Source organism: Agrobacterium sp. lyk4-40-TYG-31, assembly GCF_030209855.1.
Classification (GTDB): domain Bacteria; phylum Pseudomonadota; class Alphaproteobacteria; order Rhizobiales; family Rhizobiaceae; genus Agrobacterium; species Agrobacterium vaccinii.
The window spans coordinates 24,125-43,251 of record NZ_JARVRE010000004.1 but is presented as its reverse complement, the minus strand read 5'-3'; the positions used below and the strand labels follow the sequence as shown (position 1 = coordinate 43,251).

Below are 19,127 nucleotides of genomic sequence, written 5' to 3'. Positions count from 1 at the left end.
CTGTAGCGCCTCTCTCCCAGGAAGAGATTATGGCTTTGGTGCCGTGGTCGTTGTGCCATCGGCAGCCGGTGCAGCAGGCGTTGCCGTGCTGCCGCTTGCCTTGTCCTTCATCGTGACGAATTCTGGCGCAGCCTTCAGGCTATCTGCAGTCTCGGTGGTTGTGAGACGGATCGTGCCGCTCTGCGTGTCACGGGTCACGGTAAGCTTGTCCATGGGAACAGCCACATCCTTGGCACCGATGCCGAGGAAGCCGCCGACACCGACCACAGCAGCGACTATGCCGCCATTTTCCTCAAGAATAAGGTTGGTCACGCTGCCGATGCTTTCATCGGTCGATGTGTAGACGGCGCTGCCAATATAATCGTTGGCGCTGATCTGGGTGCTGCCCTGTTCGGTGAGATATGCACCACCAGCAGCCGGTGTCGTCGTGGTCGTTGCCGCACCCGGTGTTGCTGGCGTAGCCGGGGCGGCTGCGCCGGGTGCTGCCGGTGCGGGCTGCGTTGTACCTTGTGCCATAGCAATGGGTGCGAACGTTGTGGAACCCAAGAGAGCGGCTGTGACGATCGTGGTGAGTGTCTTGTTCATTTCGTACCTTCCTTGTTATGTCAAATTAACCTGCTCGGGACGGCTGAACCGTTTCTGTGTGAGCCTGTTGATTTGCAAACGGCGGGGGGCTGGAAATGGTTCCGCCATTTTTTTAGGCATGTAAGTGCTGTTTCAACAGCTAAAATTGATGGATATTCAGGCACATTCTGGGATTGCGCCGCATGATGCCTTGGGCCATTCTGCTGTCAGCCACGGTGATTTGAACGCCGTCAAAAACGCGCGAAACAATGCAGAACAATATCATTTTCAGATTGAGACAGCGGCTGGCGGGATTTTTTCCAATCGCGCCGATAAGAGTGTATCTCGTTGTAATGACAACGGTTATTACACTTCCGTTGATTATTTTCGTCGGTTATCTGATGTTGAAACTGGAAGCGGACGAGCGCGGCGACCTGCAACGGGAAGCGGTCGAAGATGCACGCGCCATCAGCCGCAATGTCGATCGTCGTTTGCAAGAGATGGCGACCTCTCTCAATCTGCTGTCCCAGTTCCCGGAACTCGAAAATGGTGACCTCGCGGCTTTTCACAACCGTGTGAGTGAGAGCCTTCAAAAGCAGGGCCTCTATGTCATCATCGCGACGTCGGACGGAAAACAGCGTCTCAACAGCCGCGTGTCCTTAGACCACCCGCTCGGCGCCGTGCCACCCCAAATTCGGTTGCCGGAGGCACTGGCTGCTGGAAGGGTCACGGTCTCCAACATCTTTTACGGCAACACTAGTAAGGAATGGGTGTTCAACGTCATGCGTCCCCTGCCGCCTGCGCTATCGGCTGCGGGCGATGCCTTGATCATGACCCAGAACGCGCGCGATCTGATGGGGCTGATCTCAACGGATGGCCTGCCATCGGACTGGGCAATTGCCATTCTGGACGGCGACCGCAATGTGGTTGCGTCCAGCACGCCCCAGACCATTGCAGCCGGGACACCCTTTGCTCACACCGCGGCAACGCAGCAGATGCAGGCGTTCAGCGGCAGCTTCGAGGATGAAAACGGCATTATATATGCCTATTCGCAACTGCCCGGCTGGTCATGGAAGGCCGTGATCTGGGGCCCGGCCGACAACAGCCAGTCGGCTCTGGCCAGCACCTGGCGCAAGATGATGATCGGCAGTTTCGCCCTTCTCATCATTGCGATCGCCGGTGCCTATCTGGTCGGCAGGCAGCTTCGTGGTTCGATCCGGCAGTTGGTGGATATGGCGCGGCGGATCGGCGAAGGCGAAATCGTCGCTCCCATCGACACCAAGATCACCGAGGCCAACCAAGTGGCGATCGCGCTGTCCAACGCATCCTTCGACCGCAGCCAAGCCGAAGACCGCACGCATCTGATTTTGCATGAACTCGTTCACCGTACCAAGAACATGCTGACGCTGGTTCAGGCCATGATGCGCCAGCTGGCGCGCGAAAACACCACCGTCGAGGAGTTCCAGAAGGAAGTGGACCACCGGCTTCGCGGTCTGGGCATGTCGATCAGCGCGCTGTCAGATGTGCAGTGGCAAGGACTGCCGATGCGCAAGCTGATCGAGACACATCTCGACGTGTTCGGCAGCGTCGCCGATCAGGTCAAATTGACCGGCGACGATTTTATGCTGTCGCCGGAGGCAGCGCAAAATCTCGGGCTCATCGTCCATGAACTCGCCACCAACTCGATCAAATACGGAGCGCTCTCCGTTCCCTCAGCCAAGGTTGAATTGTCGTGGAAACGTGATGCCGACGCCGATCAAGACCTGATGACGATCGACTGGAACGAGGTAGGCGGGCCGCCTGCTACCCCTCCCACCCGAAATGGCTTTGGTACAACGATCACCAAACGTCACGCCGAGGGCGCCTTTTCAGCAACGATTACAACGGACTATGCGCAGACAGGCTTTCGTTGGACATTGGTTGCACCGGCTCATAATTTCATTTCTCAAAAAAATGCGCCCGCACTGGATTAATTTTCAAATTGTTGGAACCAACAGCGTGGAGCCGCGTTTTTATGGCAAGCCAAGCCACTCCCCGTCCCCGCCTGAGGCTTGGCGCATGCAGGTTTTGCCCCTGAAAACCTGCCATAAACAGCACGGCTCTACGGAGCCGTGCTTTTTTGTTTGATGCTCATCATCCGAAAAAATTCCAGACCGCATCGCCCTCACCCGCGTGACTGCGGGTTGGTGCGATATCGCTAAGATCGGGAATGAGGGATCAGGTTGGAAGGGGCGCCGGAAATCTCAGGAAATAATCGATGTTGTCTGAAGATACCGAGTAGGTGGCCTCGCCGCCCAGTGCTGCTGGCACGACCTTCTCCAGAACGACGCTACCGAAGTGGCTGCGCTTGTCCTCGGCTGAAGACAGCGATGCGCCACTGCCACCGAGCGGTTCCGTCCAGCGAACCTCGAAGAACTCTCCGTCCTTGCGACAATCGAGCGTCAGCGGCAGATGGCGAGAGAGGTTTCCGCCATGACTGACCGTGTTTACCACCAGTTCATGAAAGGCGAGCCCCACATAAAGCGCGCCGTTCGGATTAAGGAGTAGGTTGTCCCCCTTCATCTGTATCAGGTGCGGGTATTCCGGTAGGTACATATCGGCCTGCTGCTTCAACAGATCGAAGATTTCAGCACCACGCCAGTCCGAATCCGTGATCAGATCCTGCGACTGGGCAAGCGCGTGTAGCCTGCCGCGAAACTTCCGCAGAAAATCTTCCTTGGTGAAGCTAAAGCGGGCCGTCTGGGCCGACAGGCTTTGAATGATGGCGAGAAGATTTTTCGAGCGGTGGCTGACTTCGCGCAGCAGTGAGCGCAACAGTTGCTCACGGCGTCTTTCGACGGAGATTTCTCTGATGGTCGTCTTGAGAACGCGTTGCCCGGACATGTTGACGGTGGAATAGACGTGGAACTGGAAGGTCCGGTCCTTGCCTGCACTGACTTCAAGCATTCCACGACTGCCTGCGGATGTCAGGTCTTTCTTCAGGTCGGACAGTCTTGCCGAAAGGTCAGGGCCAAACATCGAAAGATCGGTTGGGTCCTCGCCTGTTTCACCAGGGAGGCTCCACACGTCGGGCAGATTCGCGATGAAGATATATTCCTTGTCACGGTCTTGGAGCATGACCGTCTCGTCAGAGTCGAGAAGGGCGAGCACGAGTGAATCGTGCAGGTCGCCCTCGTCTCTCCCAGCATTATGCCACGCCAGCCGATGCAATATGGTCTCCTAACGGGGAACGGCGGTTAAGGTCGCGATGTCCGGAACAACATGCAGACCTCAACGCCGGCTACCAACCCGAGTTCCAAAGTCTCTCAAAGTTCAGTGTTGTTTATGCAGCGACACGTGAACTTTCATTGAAGAACAGCGCCTGGCTGATAAGCGCCTTGACCATGTCCGGGTTGAATGGCTTGGTCACGAGGAAGGTTGGCTCAGGACGTTCACCGGTCAACAGACGCTCCGGGAATGCCGTGATGAAAATGACCGGAAGGGTGGTCATCTGAAGGATTTCCTTCATCGCTTCCAGACCGGAACTGCCATCGGCAAGCTGGATATCCGCGAGGATCATCTTAGGCTGTGTGCGGTGGAATAGTTCCAGTGCTTCCTTGTGGGTGCGCGCAATACCGGTGACGTTGTGGCCGAGATCGGTCACCATCTGCTCGATATCCATCGCGATCAGAGGCTCGTCCTCGATGATCATGATATCGGTCGCAACCTGGCGGGCGATTTCGGATGCCGCTTCATCAATCAGCTTGCTGACCTGAGATTCAGGAACGCGCAGGATTTCGGCGACTTCAGCGAGGGAGAATTCTTCGACCGTGGTCAGAAGGAATGCCTGACGCGGAACAGCCGGGACGGCGGAAAGATTAGCGGATGCGCGCTTTTCCCAGCCGGTGAGGTTTTCATCCGTCTTGATGTTGATCGTGACGGAACTAAAGATCGAAACGAACAATTGGTACAGCGAGACGCGGTCACTGCTGGTCTGCGGAAAAATGCTGACATCGGCGATAAGCGCTTCAAGGCTTGCGGCAACATAGGCGTCACCTGTAGATTGTGAACCGCAGACAGCACGCGCAAACCTGCGGAGATAAGGCAGATGCGCTGCGATGCGTGTAGAAACTGACATGGAATTCTCCCCTGTACATGCGGCTTGCAACGCAAACCTAATCGAAAAAACGTGGCATTCAAAAAAAAGTTCCAACAGAACGGAACAATTTTTTCAGCCATGCATTGATGTCGAGGTCACCAAAGGAATACCGGAAATCATGAACATGTTTCAATCGGATCAGGATCCGTCTGAAAAGGGAACGTCACCGACAGTTCCCGACTCAGGCAGAGCGGTCATCTCTCGCAAATTACGAGAACTATACGACGCAGTTCAAGACGAGGGCATCCCCGACAAATTCCTCGATCTTCTTGAAAAGCTCGACGAAGCTGAAAATAACGCAAAGGCTTCGAGGCGATAATGGTCACAGAACCGAGCAAGAACGAGCACAATTTCAAGCGCGAGATGCTGGCCGCTTTGCCAAATCTACGCGCCTTCGCCATCTCTCTGATCAGATCCCGTGACCGCGCCGACGACCTCGTGCAGGATACGATCATGAAGGCATGGGCGAAGCAGGAAAGCTACCAACCCGGCACCAATATGCGTGCCTGGCTCGTGACGATCCTTCGCAACGAGTTTTACAGCCAGATCAGAAAATCGGGTCGTGAGGTTCAGGATACAGACGGCGCTTACACATCGCGCCTTTCCGTGCCTCCAGAACAGCATGGTTCTGTCGACCTGCAGGACTTCAGGCAAGCACTGGCAAAGTTGCCGGAAGATCAGCGCGAAGCGATCCTGCTGATCGGCGCATCCGGTTTTGCCTATGAGGAAGCCGCAGAGATTTGCGGATGCCCTGTCGGCACGATCAAGAGCCGCGTCAGCCGCGCCCGCCTTCGCCTTCAGGAGTTGTTGGGCATCGAGAACGAAAACGAGTTTGGTCCAGATGCGCAAATGACAGCTGCTGCTGCCGTTCGCTAAGACCAGACGATCTGTAAAAACTGAAAAACGGCGCGACTTTCAAAGTCGCGCCGTTTTTCATATGCCGACATCCTTGACCGATTGCATCACCACGAATGTCGAGGTGTTGGCAACACACGGCAGGCTGGAAATTTTCTCGCCCAGCACCCGCCGGTATTTGCGAATATCGGTGGTGCGGACCTTCAAGAGATAGTCGAACGCACCGGCGATCATGTGGCACTCCTCCACTTCCCTGATCTTGCGCACAGCCGTGTTGAAATCCTCCAGTGCCTTTTCCCGCGTATCAGATAATTTGACTTCGGTGAAAGCGATATGCTCCAGCCCCAGCTTGGCGGGGTTGAGCGTTGCGCGGAAGCCGAGAATATAGCCCTCCTCCACCAGCCGTTTCAGGCGCGTCTGACATGGCGTCTTGGAAAGGCCGACCTGGCTGGAAAGCTGCGCCATGGACATGCGCCCATCCTCGCTCAACACCTCCAATATCTTCAAATCGAAGTGATCCAGATCGCCTGTTTCAAGAAGTTTTACCATTCGATAATCCGCTTTTATCTGCCAATATAAGTTCATTCAGACTGATATATCCTCGAAATAAGTCCATATCAATTTCTTCGACAATGATATTCTGGCTTTGGTGGAAGAGCGGTCGCCAGCAATGTCGAGCGTCCAGATATGTTCAAGGGAAACGGACCGATGACGGGACTTGCAGCAGTAACCGAAAACGACAGCGCGCAGATCATTTTCGGCGATTTTGCGCCGCCAGTGAGTCCGCAACCGCCGTTGCGCAAAGCCATTACTGCGGCTTACCGCCGGTCCGAACCGGAATGCATTGGTGCATTGTTGCCCGATGCAACCGTCACACCTGAACAGGCGACGACGATCCGCGCAACGGCCCGCAAGCTGGTCTCCGCACTGCGCTCGAAAGCCAAGGGGACCGGTGTCGAAGGACTGGTGCAGGAATATTCGCTCTCCAGCCAGGAAGGCGTGGCGCTGATGTGCCTTGCCGAAGCGCTGCTGCGCATCCCCGATGCGGCCACCCGCGATGCGCTGATCCGTGACAAGATCGCAACCGGCGACTGGAGATCACATCTGGGCGGCGGTCGTTCTTTGTTCGTCAACGCTGCGACCTGGGGTCTCGTCATCACCGGGAAGCTGACTTCTACCGTCAACGACAAAGGCTTGTCTGCTGCACTGACGAAGCTGATTTCGCGCGCAGGCGAACCCGTCATCCGCCGGGGCGTCGATATGGCCATGCGCATGATGGGCGAGCAGTTTGTAACCGGCCAGACCATTGGCGAGGCCATTAATCGCTCGAAAGCGCTCGAGGCGCAGGGGTTTCAGTATTCCTACGACATGTTGGGTGAAGCTGCGACCACGGCTAAGGATGCAGAGCGTTATTACCGTGACTACGAACAGGCGATCCATGCCATCGGCAAGGCATCGGCTGGTCGTGGCGTCTATGGCGGCCCTGGTATTTCCATCAAGCTGTCTGCGCTCCATCCCCGCTATGTCCGCGGGCAGGCCGAGCGTGTCATGGGCGAGCTTCTGCCGCGCGTGAAGGCGCTGATGATGCTGGCAAAAGGCTACGACATCGGTCTTAACATCGATGCCGAGGAAGCCGACCGGCTGGAACTGTCGCTCGACCTTCTGGAAGCCGTTGCGCTGGACCCAGATCTCGGCACATGGCAGGGCCTTGGCTTCGTGGTGCAGGCCTATAGCCGCCGCTGCCCCTTCGTTCTAGATTACATCATCGATCTCGCCCGCCGCTCCAACCGCCGCATCATGGTGCGTCTGGTTAAGGGCGCCTATTGGGATGCCGAAATCAAGCGGGCGCAGCAGGATGGTTTGGAAGACTTTCCCGTTTTCACCCGCAAGGTCCACACGGATGTGTCCTACATTGCCTGTGCGCGAAAACTTCTGGGTGCCCGCGACGTGATCTTCCCGCAATTTGCGACCCACAATGCACAGTCCCTCGCCACGATCTATCATCTGGCGGGGCCTGACTTCAAAATCGGTGATTACGAATTCCAGTGCCTGCATGGCATGGGCGAGCCGCTCTACAGCGAAGTCGTGGGCAGACGAAAGCTTGACCGACCCTGCCGCTTTTACGCGCCAGTCGGGACGCATGAAACATTGCTGGCCTATCTCGTGCGTCGCCTGCTGGAAAACGGTGCGAATTCCTCCTTCGTCAACCGCATCGCAGACCCCGATGTGGCGATCGACAGCCTGCTGGAAGACCCTGTTGCCGTCGTTTCTGCCATGCAAGTCGTCGGCGCACAGCATGAGAAAATCGCAAAGCCTGCCGATCTCTATGGCGAACGCCGCAATTCCAGCGGACTCGACCTTGCCAATGAAGACACACTTGCCGCATTGAGCGAAGCTCTGTCCGCAAGTGCACAGATGGACTGGAAAGCAGCACCACCACATGCCAGCGGCTCCACCCGCGCCGTCGTCAATCCCGGTGATCACAATGATCTGGTCGGTTTCGTCATCGAACCGCATGAAGAGGACGTGACGGCTGCGCTGAAGGCTGCAGCGCAATCGACATGGCCGCAGACCAACATAGAGCAACGTGCAGCCTACCTGGAAAAAGCGGCCGATCTGATGCAGGCGAAATTGCCCGTACTGCTGGGTCTCATCATGCGCGAGGCGGGAAAATCTGCGCCGAACGCCATTGCCGAGGTGCGCGAAGCCATCGATTTTCTGCGCTATTACGCGCAGGAGGCACGCAGGATGTTCGGGCCCGACCAGCAGGCGCTCGGCCCCGTCGTCTGCATCAGCCCATGGAATTTTCCGCTGGCGATCTTCATTGGACAGGTCGCCGCCGCACTGGTGGCGGGCAACCCGGTTCTGGCAAAGCCCGCCGAGGAAACGCCACTGATTGCCGCTGAAGGCGTGCGTCTGTTGCACGAGGCAGGCGTGCCCGCAGATGCACTGCAGCTTCTTCCCGGTGATGGCAACACAGGCGCGCTGCTGGTGGGCGCCGAGGAAACAGCCGGTGTGATGTTTACAGGCTCCACCGAGGTTGCGCGCCTGATCCAGAAGCAGTTGAGCAAGAGAGTTCTTGGCAACGGCCAGCCCATTCCGCTGATTGCGGAAACGGGTGGACAGAACGCCATGATCGTCGATTCCTCGGCCCTTGCCGAACAGGTGGTGGCGGACGTTATCGCTTCGGCCTTCGATAGCGCCGGTCAGCGCTGCTCGGCGCTACGCGTTCTCTGCCTTCAGGATGACGTGGCTGAGAGAACCCTGACGATGCTGAAAGGCGCGCTGCATGAACTGCGTATCGGCAGGACAGACCGCCTGTCCGTGGATGTCGGCCCCGTCATTACGCAGGAAGCCAAGGACAACATCGAAAAGCACATCGAAGCCATGCGTGCACTCGGCAACCGGATCGAGCAGATCAAGCTGACTGGCGAAACCGGTAAGGGTACCTTCGTTCCACCGACGATCATCGAGCTGAAATCACTGTCCGACCTCAAGCATGAGGTCTTCGGACCCGTGCTGCACGTCATCCGCTTCAAGCGCGAAAAGCTCGACAGGCTGATCGATGACATCAACGCCACGGGTTACGGCCTGACATTCGGTCTGCACACCCGTCTCGATACGACGATTGCCCATGTACTGTCGCGCGTGAAGGCGGGCAATCTGTACGTCAACCGCAACATCATCGGCGCAGTCGTCGGCGTTCAGCCATTCGGCGGCCGCGGCCTTTCGGGCACCGGACCCAAGGCAGGCGGTCCGCTGTATCTCGGTCGTTTGACGAGAAAAGCGCCGCTGGGCGATCACGGCGTTGCGCAACACGATCCCGCCATAGAGCCGCTTGCCGCATGGCTTGAGGGCAAGGGCGAGACTGGCGCCGCAGAAATCGCGCGCATATCGGCGAGACTTTCGAACCTCGGTTATGAAACGGAACTGCCCGGACCGGTCGGCGAACGCAACCTCTATGCGCTTCATCCGCGTGGCACTGTTCTTCTCGTGCCGCAGACCATCAAGGGGTTGTTGACCCAGCTTGCCGCAGCACTTTCCACCGGAAATAGCGTGGTGATCGACAGGGCATCCGGCTTGGAAGATCAGATGAGCGGTCTGCCATCCGCAATCGCTACGCGCATTGCATGGTCAGACGATTGGGCGGCATCGGGGCCCTATGCGGGCGCACTGGTGGAAGGTGATGCGGAGCGTGTGCGGGAGGTGAATGCGCTCGTGGCCGGTCTATCGGGACCGCTCGTTCTGGTTCAGGCGGCTTCGAACGAAGCCTTCGCGGAGGCCAAACAGCCCTATAATCTCAACTGGCTGTTGGAAGAAGTATCCGTCAGCGTCAACACCACGGCAGCGGGCGGCAATGCCAGCCTGATGTCCATCGGCTAAAACCATCGGCTGGCGAGACATCCTCGCCAGCCGATCTTTTCTCTGATTATTCGATATCGAAGGTCACGCCCTGCGCAAGCGGCAGCGCCTTGGAATAATTCACCGTATTGGTGGCGCGGCGCATATAGGCCTTCCAAGCGTCAGAGCCGGATTCACGACCGCCGCCGGTTTCCTTCTCACCACCGAACGCACCACCAATTTCCGCACCCGATGTGCCGATGTTGACATTGGCGATACCGCAATCGGAACCATCAGCCGCGAGGAAGCGCTCGGCCTCCTGAAGGTCGCCGGTGAAGATAGAGGATGAAAGGCCAGCGGCGACGGCATTATGGTCTGCGACGGCCTGATCGAAATCGCTATATTTCATCACATAGAGAATGGGTGCAAAGGTTTCTTCTAGGACAGGACCTGCCTGCTTCGGCATTTCGACCAATGCTGGCTTCACATAATAGGCCGTGTCCTTGCCAGCTTCGGCAACGCGCTCGCCACCGGCGACGACGCCACCGTGAGCCTTGGCCTCTTCCAATGCCTTCTGCATGCCATCGAAAGCCGCCTTATCGACCAGCGGGCCAACGAGTGCCGAAGTCTCAAGCGGATTGCCGATCGAAACGGAGGCATAGGCCTTCTTCAGGCGCGGAACGAGCTGGTCATAGACGCTGTCATGCACGAAGAGGCGGCGAAGCGTGGTGCAACGCTGACCGGCAGTGCCCATGGCACCGAAGGCGATGGCGCGCAGGGCCATGTCGAGATCGGCAGACGGGCAGACGATACCGGCATTGTTGCCGCCGAGTTCCAGAATGGAGCGAGCAAAACGCTTGGCCAGGCGCGGACCAACATCACGACCCATGCGGGTCGAGCCGGTGGCGGAAACGAGCGGCACCTTGGGATGATCGACCAGCGCTTCACCCACGGTACGGTCACCGATGATGACCTGGCTCAGGCTCTCAGGCGCATCTGCAAAGCGGGTAATGGCACGCTCAAAAATGCCCTGCACCGCAAGTGCCGTCAGCGGTGTCTTTTCCGATGGCTTCCAGACGACCGAGTTGCCGCACACGATGGCAAGGGCAGCATTCCACGCCCAAACGGCAACGGGAAAGTTGAAGGCGGAGATGACGCCGACGACACCCAGGGGATGCCAGGTTTCCATCATGCGGTGGCCCGGACGTTCTGTGGCAATCGTCAGACCGTAAAGCTGGCGCGACAGACCGACTGCGAAATCGCAGATGTCGATCATTTCCTGCACTTCGCCGAGACCTTCCGAGGTGATCTTACCGGCTTCCAACGACACGAGGCGACCAAGGTCATCTTTCGAGGCGCGCAACTCTTCACCCAGCAGGCGCACGAGTTCGCCACGCTTCGGCGCGGGAACGAGACGCCAGACCTTGAAGGCGTCATGGGCCTTCTCGACCACCGCAGCGACATCGCCAGCCGAAACGGTCTGCAAATCGGCAACCTTCTCACCGCTGACAGGGCTGAAAGACGCCATGTCGCCGCCTTGATAAAGCTTTTGCGAAACGCCCATCTTCGCCAGAAGCGCTGCGGCTTCCTTCACGACATCGACTGTGGTTGCTGCTGTGGTCATGGCAATGGCTCCGTGGTTTCTGAAAGGCTGGTAAAATAGCCGTTTCATTCTCTTTCACGATCATATACGGCTTCTAGAGGCCTTTTCCAATGAGGAAAGCACGTAGGTTGATGCGAGAGCGGAATGGACACACGCAGACGGCTCGTCCCTGACATCGTCACTTTGCAGGCTTTCGAATGCGCTGCGAGGCACGGCAACTTCACGCGCGCTGCCGAAGAACTCAACCTGACGCAAAGCGCCGTCAGCCGTCAGATCAGTGATCTGGAAGCGCAGACCGGCATGCTGCTGTTCGAACGTATTCGTCGCCGAGTGGTGCTGTCGGAGGCTGGCCGCAAGTTTTTGCCCGACGTTCAAAGGCTGCTGCACCAGTCCGAGCAACTGATGGTGCGCGCGGTGACCGCCGGTGCGTCCAGCACGTCACTGTCCATCGCGACACTGCCCACCTTCGGCAGCCGGTGGCTGACGCCTCGTCTGCACAAGTTCATGGCCAGCAGACCGGAAACGGTTCTGACCGTGGGGTCACGCTCCCAGCCGTTCGATTTCGACGAGGAAGGCTTCGACATCGCCATTCACTACGGCCAGCCGGTCTGGGCCCATGGCACCTGCACCTTCCTCTGCAATGAGGTCATCGTGCCGGTTGCAAGCCCGGCGCTGCTGTCCACGCGTGCGGTAAAACATCAGGCCGATATGCTCGACGGGCCGCTTCTGCATGTCAGCACGCGCCCCAAACTGTGGACGGAGTGGTTCGAGATGAACGGGCTCGCCTCCGACCAGGCTTATCGCGGAAGCCGGTTCGACCAATTTTCCATGCTGATCGAAGCGGCCACCAGTGGCCTTGGCTTTGCACTTTTGCCTCGATACCTGATCGAAACAGAGCTGAAATCAGGGCTTTTGCAGGTCATCTTCGACGTGCCGCTGCAGACCGAAAACAGCTACTACATCGCCCTGCCCGAGGGCAGGCAGGACAATGCGCTCGCCCGCGCCTTTCAGAACTGGCTTCTGGAGCAGGTCGGAACACCGCTTTAACAACGGCGCGTCACATGTCAGCACATTTCCGGGTCGATGGTGTAGAGTTCGTGGGCTCTGGCAAATCCGCGCAATGCAAACCGCCCGATCGATACCATCAAACCGCGCATATCCTCTGGGCACATGGCGGTGAACTCACGTGACATAACGGTGTCCCGGTCCACCGATCCGCAAAGACCGCTGATACGGCTGACCATGTTGACGGCGGGGCCAACCACGGTGAAATCCAGCCGGTTACGGCTACCGATATTGCCATAGAAAACCTCACCGACGTGAAGGCCGAGATAGACATCGGTCGTCGGCAATCCTTCCATCCTGCGGCGATGGTTGAGAACTGTGAGGTTGGTTCGCATGGTGATTTCTGCCGCCAGCGCCAAGGCACAGCCTGATCGCTGATCGGCATCGCGAAAGATCGCCAGCACGCCATCGCCGATCAGCTTCAACACGCTGCCACCATGGGCATGGACCGCGTCGATGACCAGACCGGCATAGTCGTTGAGAAACGGAATGATCTGATCCGGTTCGGCCCGGTCTGAAATACCTGTGAAATCGCGCAGGTCCGAAAACCAGAGGACGGCATCGATCTTCTCGACCTCGCCACGGGTGATCGTGCCGCTCATGACCTTGCGACCAGCATCGCGGCCCAGATAGAGATCGCTGATGGTGCCGATGATGCGGACACAACAGGCCGCTTTGAAGGCTAGCGCCAGCGTCGGCAGAAGCATGCGCAAGGCCGCAAGCTCGTCGTCGTGAAAGCCTTCGGGATGGCGCGTCAGCCACTGCGAATAAAAGGCGTTCATTTCGCCAATACTGCCGCGATCCGTAAACCGGTGGATCGTCGCCAGATAGTCCGTGTGCCCGGCATCGCGCAGTTCGGCAAGTTTTGGAAACGTCATCTCCTCGCCGAGGTAAAACCGGTGCCGTGCCTCATGCGCATCCTCCTTGATGAGGTGGAAGAAGACAGAGCTTTCCCAGGCCTCCCGCGCCTTGCCGTCATCGGTGAAATCATAAACGCTAGAGGATTCGAACGCGTCATGGCTATCCCAGCGAAAGGCATGGCCTTCAAAATCGGGGTGCAGCGTGTCCATGAGGATGAGTGCCGACGAAATCGAAATGCCCGCCGTATTGCACCGCTCGCAAAAGCCAGACAGCATCGCTTCCTCGCCCAGCCCCTCATAGCCCTGCTGCGACAGCCAGAGTGAAATTTCCGAAAGGCTGGATTGCTGGATCATGGATGCGGGTTTTCCCTGAAATACGCAGCAGAAGATATATCAGATCAACGCATCACAAGCCCTGCGGTGCCTTGGTATCAGCGTCGTTTACAACAATTTCTTGAAATCGTCCGTTGAAAACCGGCTGCACGCTTGGCCCCGACACAGAAGGCGGATAAACAGCTACGCAAATTGCTGTCTGACGCGCAGTGCGGTTGCATACATCCGCCTGCCCTCGTGCCGAAAGGTTTTTCAATGCGTATTGTCATGATTGGTTCTGGTTACGTCGGACTGGTTTCAGGTGCCTGTTTTGCCGATTTCGGTCATGACGTCATCTGCGTCGACAAGATGCCCGAAAAGATCGAGGCGCTGAAAAACGGCCAGATACCGATTTTCGAGCCCGGCCTGGATGCCATCGTCGCCAGCAACGCCAAAGCGGGCCGTCTGTCGTTCACGACCGAACTGAAAAGTGCCGTCGCCGATGCTGACGTGGTGTTCATTGCGGTCGGCACGCCATCGCGCCGTGGCGATGGCCATGCGGATTTGGGCTATGTCTATGCTGCCGCAAAGGAAATCGCGGCTGCCGTCACCGGTTTTACCGTCATCGTCACCAAGTCCACCGTGCCGGTCGGCACCGGTGACGAGGTCGAGCGCATCATCCGCGAGGAAAACCCGAGCGCCGATATTGCCGTGGTCTCCAACCCGGAATTCCTGCGCGAAGGTGCCGCCATCGACGACTTCAAACGCCCTGACCGCATCGTCGTCGGCCTGTCCGACGAACGCGCCCGGCCTGTGATGACCGAGGTCTATCGCCCGCTCTACCTCAACCAGTCGCCGCTGCTGTTTACCACCCGCCGCACGTCGGAACTGATCAAATACGCCGCCAACGCCTTCCTTGCCATGAAGATCACCTTCATCAACGAAATGGCTGATCTCTGTGAAAAAGTCGGTGGCGATATTCAGGATGTGTCGCGCGGCATCGGTCTCGATGGCCGCATCGGTGCAAAGTTTCTGCATGCCGGTCCCGGTTACGGCGGCTCTTGCTTCCCCAAGGACACGTTGGCGCTGGCCAAGACCGCACAGGATTATGATAGTCCCGTTCGTCTGATCGAAACGACCATTGCCGTCAATGATACACGCAAGCGCGCCATGGGTCGCAAAGTGATCGCTGCAGTCGGCGGTGACATCAGAGGCAAGAAGGTTGCGGTTCTCGGCCTCACCTTCAAGCCGAACACCGACGACATGCGCGACAGCCCGGCCATTGCCGTTGTCCAGACCCTGCAGGATGCGGGCGCCAAAGTGACGGGTTACGATCCAGAAGGCATGGCCAATGCCCGGCCTTTGATGGAAGGCATCGAATATGCTGCCGGTCCCTATGAGGCGGCGCAGGATGCGGATGCTGTCGTCATCGTCACGGAATGGAACCAGTTCCGCGCGCTCGACCTCGACCGTTTGAAATCGATCATGACATCACCTGTCCTCGTTGACCTGCGCAATATTTACCGCCCGGACGAGGTAACCGCGCACGGCTTCACCTATGCCGGCATCGGCCGTCCATCGTAAGCGAGGCGAAAACATGCGATATCTGATCACCGGAACGGCGGGTTTCATCGGTTTCCATCTGGCAAAGCGTTTGCTGGATGACGGCCATTTCGTGGTCGGCTTCGATGGCATGACGCAATATTACGATGTTGCGCTGAAGGAAAAACGCCACGCCATTCTGGCTCGCTCCAACGGTTTCAAGGCGCAAATCGGCATGCTGGAAGATGCCGACGCACTGAATCGTGCCGCTGATCTGGCCGAGCCGGAAGTGATCATCCACCTCGCCGCGCAGGCGGGCGTTCGCTACAGCATCGATTGCCCGAAGGATTATGTCAGCTCCAACCTCATCGGCTCCTGGAATATTCTGGAGCTGGCGAAGAACTTGCAGCCCAAGCACCTGCTGCTTGCCTCGACATCCTCGATCTATGGCTCGAATGAAAAGGTGCCCTTCGCCGAAAGCGACCGCGCCGACGAGCCGATGACGATTTACGCTGCCACCAAGAAATCCATGGAACTGATGGCGCATAGCTACGCGCATCTGCACAAGGTGCCGACGACAGCCTTCCGCTTTTTCACAGTCTATGGCCCGTGGGGTCGCCCTGACATGGCACTGTTCAAATTCGTGGATGCGATCTTGAAGGGCCAGCCCATCGACATCTACGGCGAAGGCAAGATGAGCCGTGATTTCACCTATATCGATGATCTGGTCGAAGGCATCGTCAGGCTCAGCCATATCGAGCCATCAGAAGACAATCGCGTCACGGCTGAAGGCGTGACCGACACGCTGTCGAAGCACGCGCCATTTCGAGTGGTCAACATCGGTGGCGGACAACCGGTGGAGTTGATGCGCTTTGTCGAGACCGTCGAAAACGTTCTCGGCCAGAAGGCCACCCGCAACATGCTGCCGATGCAGCAGGGCGACGTACCACGCACCTTTGCTTCGCCAGACCTGCTGCGCGCGCTGACCGGCTACGCACCGGAGATCAATATCGAAACCGGCGTTGCCGCCTTCGTGGACTGGTATCGCAACTGGCAATCCGGCAAGGCCTGATCTCTCAGGCTGCCGGATTTCCGAGTGTCTTTAACTGTTTGCCTCTTCGCCCTCACCAGCCTGCAACAGGCGGGTCAGTTCGGCACAATTCGGGTCGTTTGCATCGAGCAACTGTACCGGTGACGTCCAGCCGAGCGTATAACCAGCCGCCGTCGCGATCGCCCATGACGGGTCTTCGCCAGCGCGCTGCAGCAGCTTTGGCCCCTGCGCCGAGATACATTGCTGGGATTGCTGGATGGATTGCGCAGACGCATTGGCGCCTTGCATACGCTCCTGCACATCGGCCTGAATGGGGTTGAGGACGAAAAGCGTGATGAACCATGCGGCAATATCGGAAAGCATAAAAACCTCTGCACTCGGCGAAGATGTCGGGAAAGGTCCGACATCGTGAAAGCGCCGAGACTTTCACCAGAGGGGCCCGGACCAGCGGGTTGATCCAGATGTGGGAGCGGTTCTGCCCAATTCAAGAGACACGCAACCGATTTCAGCCGCGCGCCCTGCTCTCTAGCGAATTGAGGGTCTCACGGCTTCGTTGCGGCGTCGATCAGCGCATCGAAACGCGGCTTGGCGCGCGCAGGATGAGCAACGGATCTATAGCTCTCCGGCAAAGCCGCATCGCCGACCTTGATCAGCATCACCATGCCCATGCCGTAGTGCGGAGAGCATTTGATGCCGTAATAGCCCTCATGGTCGAAGCTGACCTCCAGCTCTTCGTTGATCTTGCCCTTGAAGCCCTGGGCATCCTCGGGAACCATGCCATCAATGGTCGCGGCATTGTGGCTCTTGTGGGTAGCGATGAACTTGACCTTGTCGCCCGGTTTCAGGTGGAGAAAATCCGGCTCGAACACCATCGAACCCTTCTGCCCCTGATTGAGCATCTTCACCTCGAAGGTTTCGGCAAAAGACGGCGTACCCACAAGAAAGCAGAGCAACAGCGTGGCAAGGAAAATTCTGCGTCCGTTCATGATGCGGTCCTTGGAATGGCGTTGGTGGCATCGCGTGGAGGCCGGTACCGGATATGGCAGCTATCGTCGCCCTCCCGTTCCACATCCACCTCCACGCCGAAGACATCGGCGATCAGATCAGCGGTAAAAACGGTGCAGGGGCGGCCCAGCGCAACGAGCTGCCCGCCCTTCATCACGGCGACGCGGTCGCAGAACATGGCGGCGTGATTGAGGTCGTGGAGAGCAGCGGCAACCGTCAAGCGCTGCTTGCGCACCAGATGCAGCAAGGCGATCTGGTGGCCGATATCCAGATGGTTCGTCGGTTCATCCAGCAGCAGAATGTCTGGCTTTTGCGCCAGCGCCCTGGCGATGTGCAGCCGTTGCCGCTCCCCGCCAGACAAGGTGTGCCACATGCGCTTGGCGAGATGCTGCGCATCGACATCCACCAATGCCTGATCGACAATGGCATCATCGGCAGCGGACCACGGCGACAACGCTCCAATATGAGGTGTGCGACCGAGCTCCACGGCCTGACGGGCATCGATCCGCTCCTGCGTTTCCGCCTGCTGCTCGACCAACGCAATGTGCCGCGCGATATCGCGCCGGTTGAGGCTGTGAATAGGCTTACCGTCCAACGAAACATCGCCGGAACGCGGCTTCTTCAGGCCGCAGAGCAGCGACATCAGGCTCGTCTTGCCAGAACCGTTCGGCCCGACGATCCCCAGAAATTCGCCCGGAATGACGTCAAGACTGACATTCCTGACGATTTCAGTGCCACCGGCAGCCCAGCAAAGGTTTCGTGCCGAAAGCATCATAACGCGCTCCTTCGATGCAAAAGAATGAGCGCGAAAGCAGGGGCGCCGAACAGCGCGGTAATGACCCCGATCGGCAGCACCTGCCCGGTGATCAGCGTCCGCGACACGATGTCAGCCGCGATCATGAAGACAGCACCGATCAATGCAGCAGCGGGCAGCAAGCGTGTGTGGCGTATACCCACGATCATGCGCGCCGCATGCGGGATGACAAGCCCGATAAAGCCGATGGAGCCGACGATACTGACCATGACGGCGGTCATCAACGCGGATATTCCGGCGAGCACGACGTAAACGCGACGAACCGGAATGCCGAGCGATGCGGCAGATTGGGAACCGAATGTGAAAGCATCCAGTGCCCGCGCATGCCACAGACATGTGGCAAAACCGGCAATCGCAACCGGTAGGGCCAGCGATACATCTGTCCAACGCACACCGGAGAGATTGCCGAGCAACCAGAACATGATCCCACGCGCCTGCTCTGCGTTCGCCGCTTTCGTGACGATGAAGGACGTCAAGGCATTGAAAAGCTGCGACCCCGCCACGCCAGCCAGAATGATCGCACTGTTCCCCCGACCCGCCCGCATTGCCAGAAGGCTGACAAGGGTAAATGCAAGAAGCGCACCCAAAAATGCGCCGAGCGGCATGGTGAGCAGACCCGCGCCAAAACCCATGATGGCGACCCCGACCGCGCCCATGGATGCACCTGCCGAAATGCCCAGAATATAGGGGTCCGCCAAGGGATTCCGCAAAAGCGACTGAAGCACGACGCCCGAGACGGCAAGCGCTGCACCACAACAGGCGGCGACAACCGCCCTGCTGAGACGATAGTTCCAGATGACACCCTCATCGATGGCATCCAGTGGATAGCCCGCGTGGAACAGGCGGTTGGCAACCGTCTTGGCGACGACATCCATGGGAATGGATGTCTCGCCGATGGCCGCTCCAAGCCAGAGCGCCAGAAGCAGACACCCGACCGCGATCAACGCGGCACGGGTGAAGATGAAAAAGCCACCCAT

General features: G+C 58.2%; 17 protein-coding genes. 7 read left to right on the top strand and 10 right to left on the bottom strand.

Annotated features, from left to right (window positions below; all coding sequences use genetic code 11):
- Nucleotides 1–27 precede the first annotated feature (27 nt).
- Complete coding sequence (locus QRN55_RS05505) at nt 28–585, bottom strand: PRC-barrel domain-containing protein (protein ID WP_284775524.1); 558 nt, start codon at nt 583–585, stop codon at nt 28–30.
- A gap of 248 nt (nt 586–833) precedes the next feature.
- Here QRN55_RS05505 and QRN55_RS05500 point away from each other — a divergent pair, with 248 nt between their 5' ends.
- Nucleotides 834–2,537 carry a sensor histidine kinase gene (locus tag QRN55_RS05500; protein WP_284775522.1) on the top strand — a complete coding sequence of 568 codons (1,704 nt, stop codon included), beginning with the start codon at nt 834–836 and terminating at the stop codon, nt 2,535–2,537.
- Between the two features lie 244 nt (nt 2,538–2,781).
- On the opposite strand, the gene QRN55_RS05495 is transcribed toward QRN55_RS05500, so the two are convergent.
- Together QRN55_RS05495 and QRN55_RS05490 are read right to left on the bottom strand one after the other, a co-directional pair.
- A complete protein-coding gene (locus tag QRN55_RS05495) occupies nt 2,782–3,774 on the bottom strand; it encodes a sensor histidine kinase (protein ID WP_111837443.1) in 993 nt (330 codons plus the stop codon).
- Nucleotides 3,775–3,886: 112 nt separating this feature from the next.
- The gene (locus tag QRN55_RS05490; RefSeq protein ID WP_111837442.1) at nt 3,887–4,681 is read right to left on the bottom strand and encodes a response regulator; all 795 of its coding nucleotides are present in this window, start codon (nt 4,679–4,681) and stop codon (nt 3,887–3,889) included.
- A 139-nt stretch (nt 4,682–4,820) separates the two neighbouring features.
- Between QRN55_RS05490 and QRN55_RS05485 the strand changes: the two genes are divergently transcribed.
- On the top strand, nt 4,821–5,021 hold the full coding sequence (locus tag QRN55_RS05485) for a NepR family anti-sigma factor (RefSeq protein ID WP_111837441.1): 201 nt from the start codon (nt 4,821–4,823) through the stop codon (nt 5,019–5,021).
- Nucleotides 5,021–5,578 carry a sigma-70 family RNA polymerase sigma factor gene (locus QRN55_RS05480; RefSeq protein ID WP_111837440.1) on the top strand — a complete coding sequence of 186 codons (558 nt, stop codon included), beginning with the start codon at nt 5,021–5,023 and terminating at the stop codon, nt 5,576–5,578. The genes QRN55_RS05485 and QRN55_RS05480 overlap by 1 nt, the downstream gene beginning before the upstream one ends.
- Nucleotides 5,579–5,635: 57 nt before the next feature.
- On the opposite strand, the gene QRN55_RS05475 is transcribed toward QRN55_RS05480, so the two are convergent.
- Nucleotides 5,636–6,106: an Lrp/AsnC family transcriptional regulator gene (locus QRN55_RS05475; protein ID WP_111837439.1), complete on the bottom strand. Its 471-nt coding sequence runs from the start codon at nt 6,104–6,106 to the stop codon at nt 5,636–5,638.
- A gap of 159 nt (nt 6,107–6,265) precedes the next feature.
- Between QRN55_RS05475 and putA the strand changes: the two genes are divergently transcribed.
- The gene (gene putA / locus QRN55_RS05470; protein WP_284775515.1) at nt 6,266–9,940 is read left to right on the top strand and encodes a trifunctional transcriptional regulator/proline dehydrogenase/L-glutamate gamma-semialdehyde dehydrogenase; all 3,675 of its coding nucleotides are present in this window, start codon (nt 6,266–6,268) and stop codon (nt 9,938–9,940) included.
- Between the two features lie 46 nt (nt 9,941–9,986).
- On the opposite strand, the gene amaB is transcribed toward putA, so the two are convergent.
- Nucleotides 9,987–11,522, bottom strand: coding sequence for an L-piperidine-6-carboxylate dehydrogenase (amaB, locus tag QRN55_RS05465; RefSeq protein WP_284775513.1), 1,536 nt, complete (start codon nt 11,520–11,522; stop codon nt 9,987–9,989).
- A 123-nt stretch (nt 11,523–11,645) separates the two neighbouring features.
- On the opposite strand from amaB, the gene QRN55_RS05460 reads away from it, so the two are divergent.
- Nucleotides 11,646–12,548: a LysR family transcriptional regulator gene (locus QRN55_RS05460; RefSeq protein WP_284775511.1), complete on the top strand. Its 903-nt coding sequence runs from the start codon at nt 11,646–11,648 to the stop codon at nt 12,546–12,548.
- 17 nt (nt 12,549–12,565) lie between these two features.
- Here QRN55_RS05460 and QRN55_RS05455 read toward each other — a convergent pair whose 3' ends face one another.
- Complete coding sequence (locus QRN55_RS05455; protein ID WP_284775509.1) at nt 12,566–13,780, bottom strand: adenylate/guanylate cyclase domain-containing protein; 1,215 nt, start codon at nt 13,778–13,780, stop codon at nt 12,566–12,568.
- A gap of 234 nt (nt 13,781–14,014) precedes the next feature.
- Here QRN55_RS05455 and QRN55_RS05450 point away from each other — a divergent pair, with 234 nt between their 5' ends.
- Nucleotides 14,015–15,322, top strand: a complete 1,308-nt coding sequence (locus QRN55_RS05450; protein ID WP_284775508.1) for a UDP-glucose dehydrogenase family protein — start codon at nt 14,015–14,017, stop codon at nt 15,320–15,322.
- Nucleotides 15,323–15,335: 13 nt separating this feature from the next.
- Entirely contained in the window at nt 15,336–16,352 is a 1,017-nt protein-coding gene (locus QRN55_RS05445; protein ID WP_284775506.1) for an NAD-dependent epimerase, read from the top strand.
- Between the two features lie 30 nt (nt 16,353–16,382).
- Here QRN55_RS05445 and QRN55_RS05440 read toward each other — a convergent pair whose 3' ends face one another.
- The 4 genes from QRN55_RS05440 to QRN55_RS05425 form a co-directional block, all read right to left on the bottom strand.
- On the bottom strand, nt 16,383–16,694 hold the full coding sequence (locus tag QRN55_RS05440) for a hypothetical protein (protein WP_233122034.1): 312 nt from the start codon (nt 16,692–16,694) through the stop codon (nt 16,383–16,385).
- Between the two features lie 179 nt (nt 16,695–16,873).
- Nucleotides 16,874–17,317: a pseudoazurin gene (locus tag QRN55_RS05435; protein WP_284775501.1), complete on the bottom strand. Its 444-nt coding sequence runs from the start codon at nt 17,315–17,317 to the stop codon at nt 16,874–16,876.
- Nucleotides 17,314–18,111 carry an ABC transporter ATP-binding protein gene (locus tag QRN55_RS05430; protein WP_284775500.1) on the bottom strand — a complete coding sequence of 266 codons (798 nt, stop codon included), beginning with the start codon at nt 18,109–18,111 and terminating at the stop codon, nt 17,314–17,316. Before QRN55_RS05430 ends, QRN55_RS05435 begins: the two co-directional genes overlap by 4 nt.
- Nucleotides 18,108–19,127: a FecCD family ABC transporter permease gene (locus QRN55_RS05425; RefSeq protein ID WP_112501039.1), complete on the bottom strand. Its 1,020-nt coding sequence runs from the start codon at nt 19,125–19,127 to the stop codon at nt 18,108–18,110. The genes QRN55_RS05430 and QRN55_RS05425 overlap by 4 nt, the downstream gene beginning before the upstream one ends.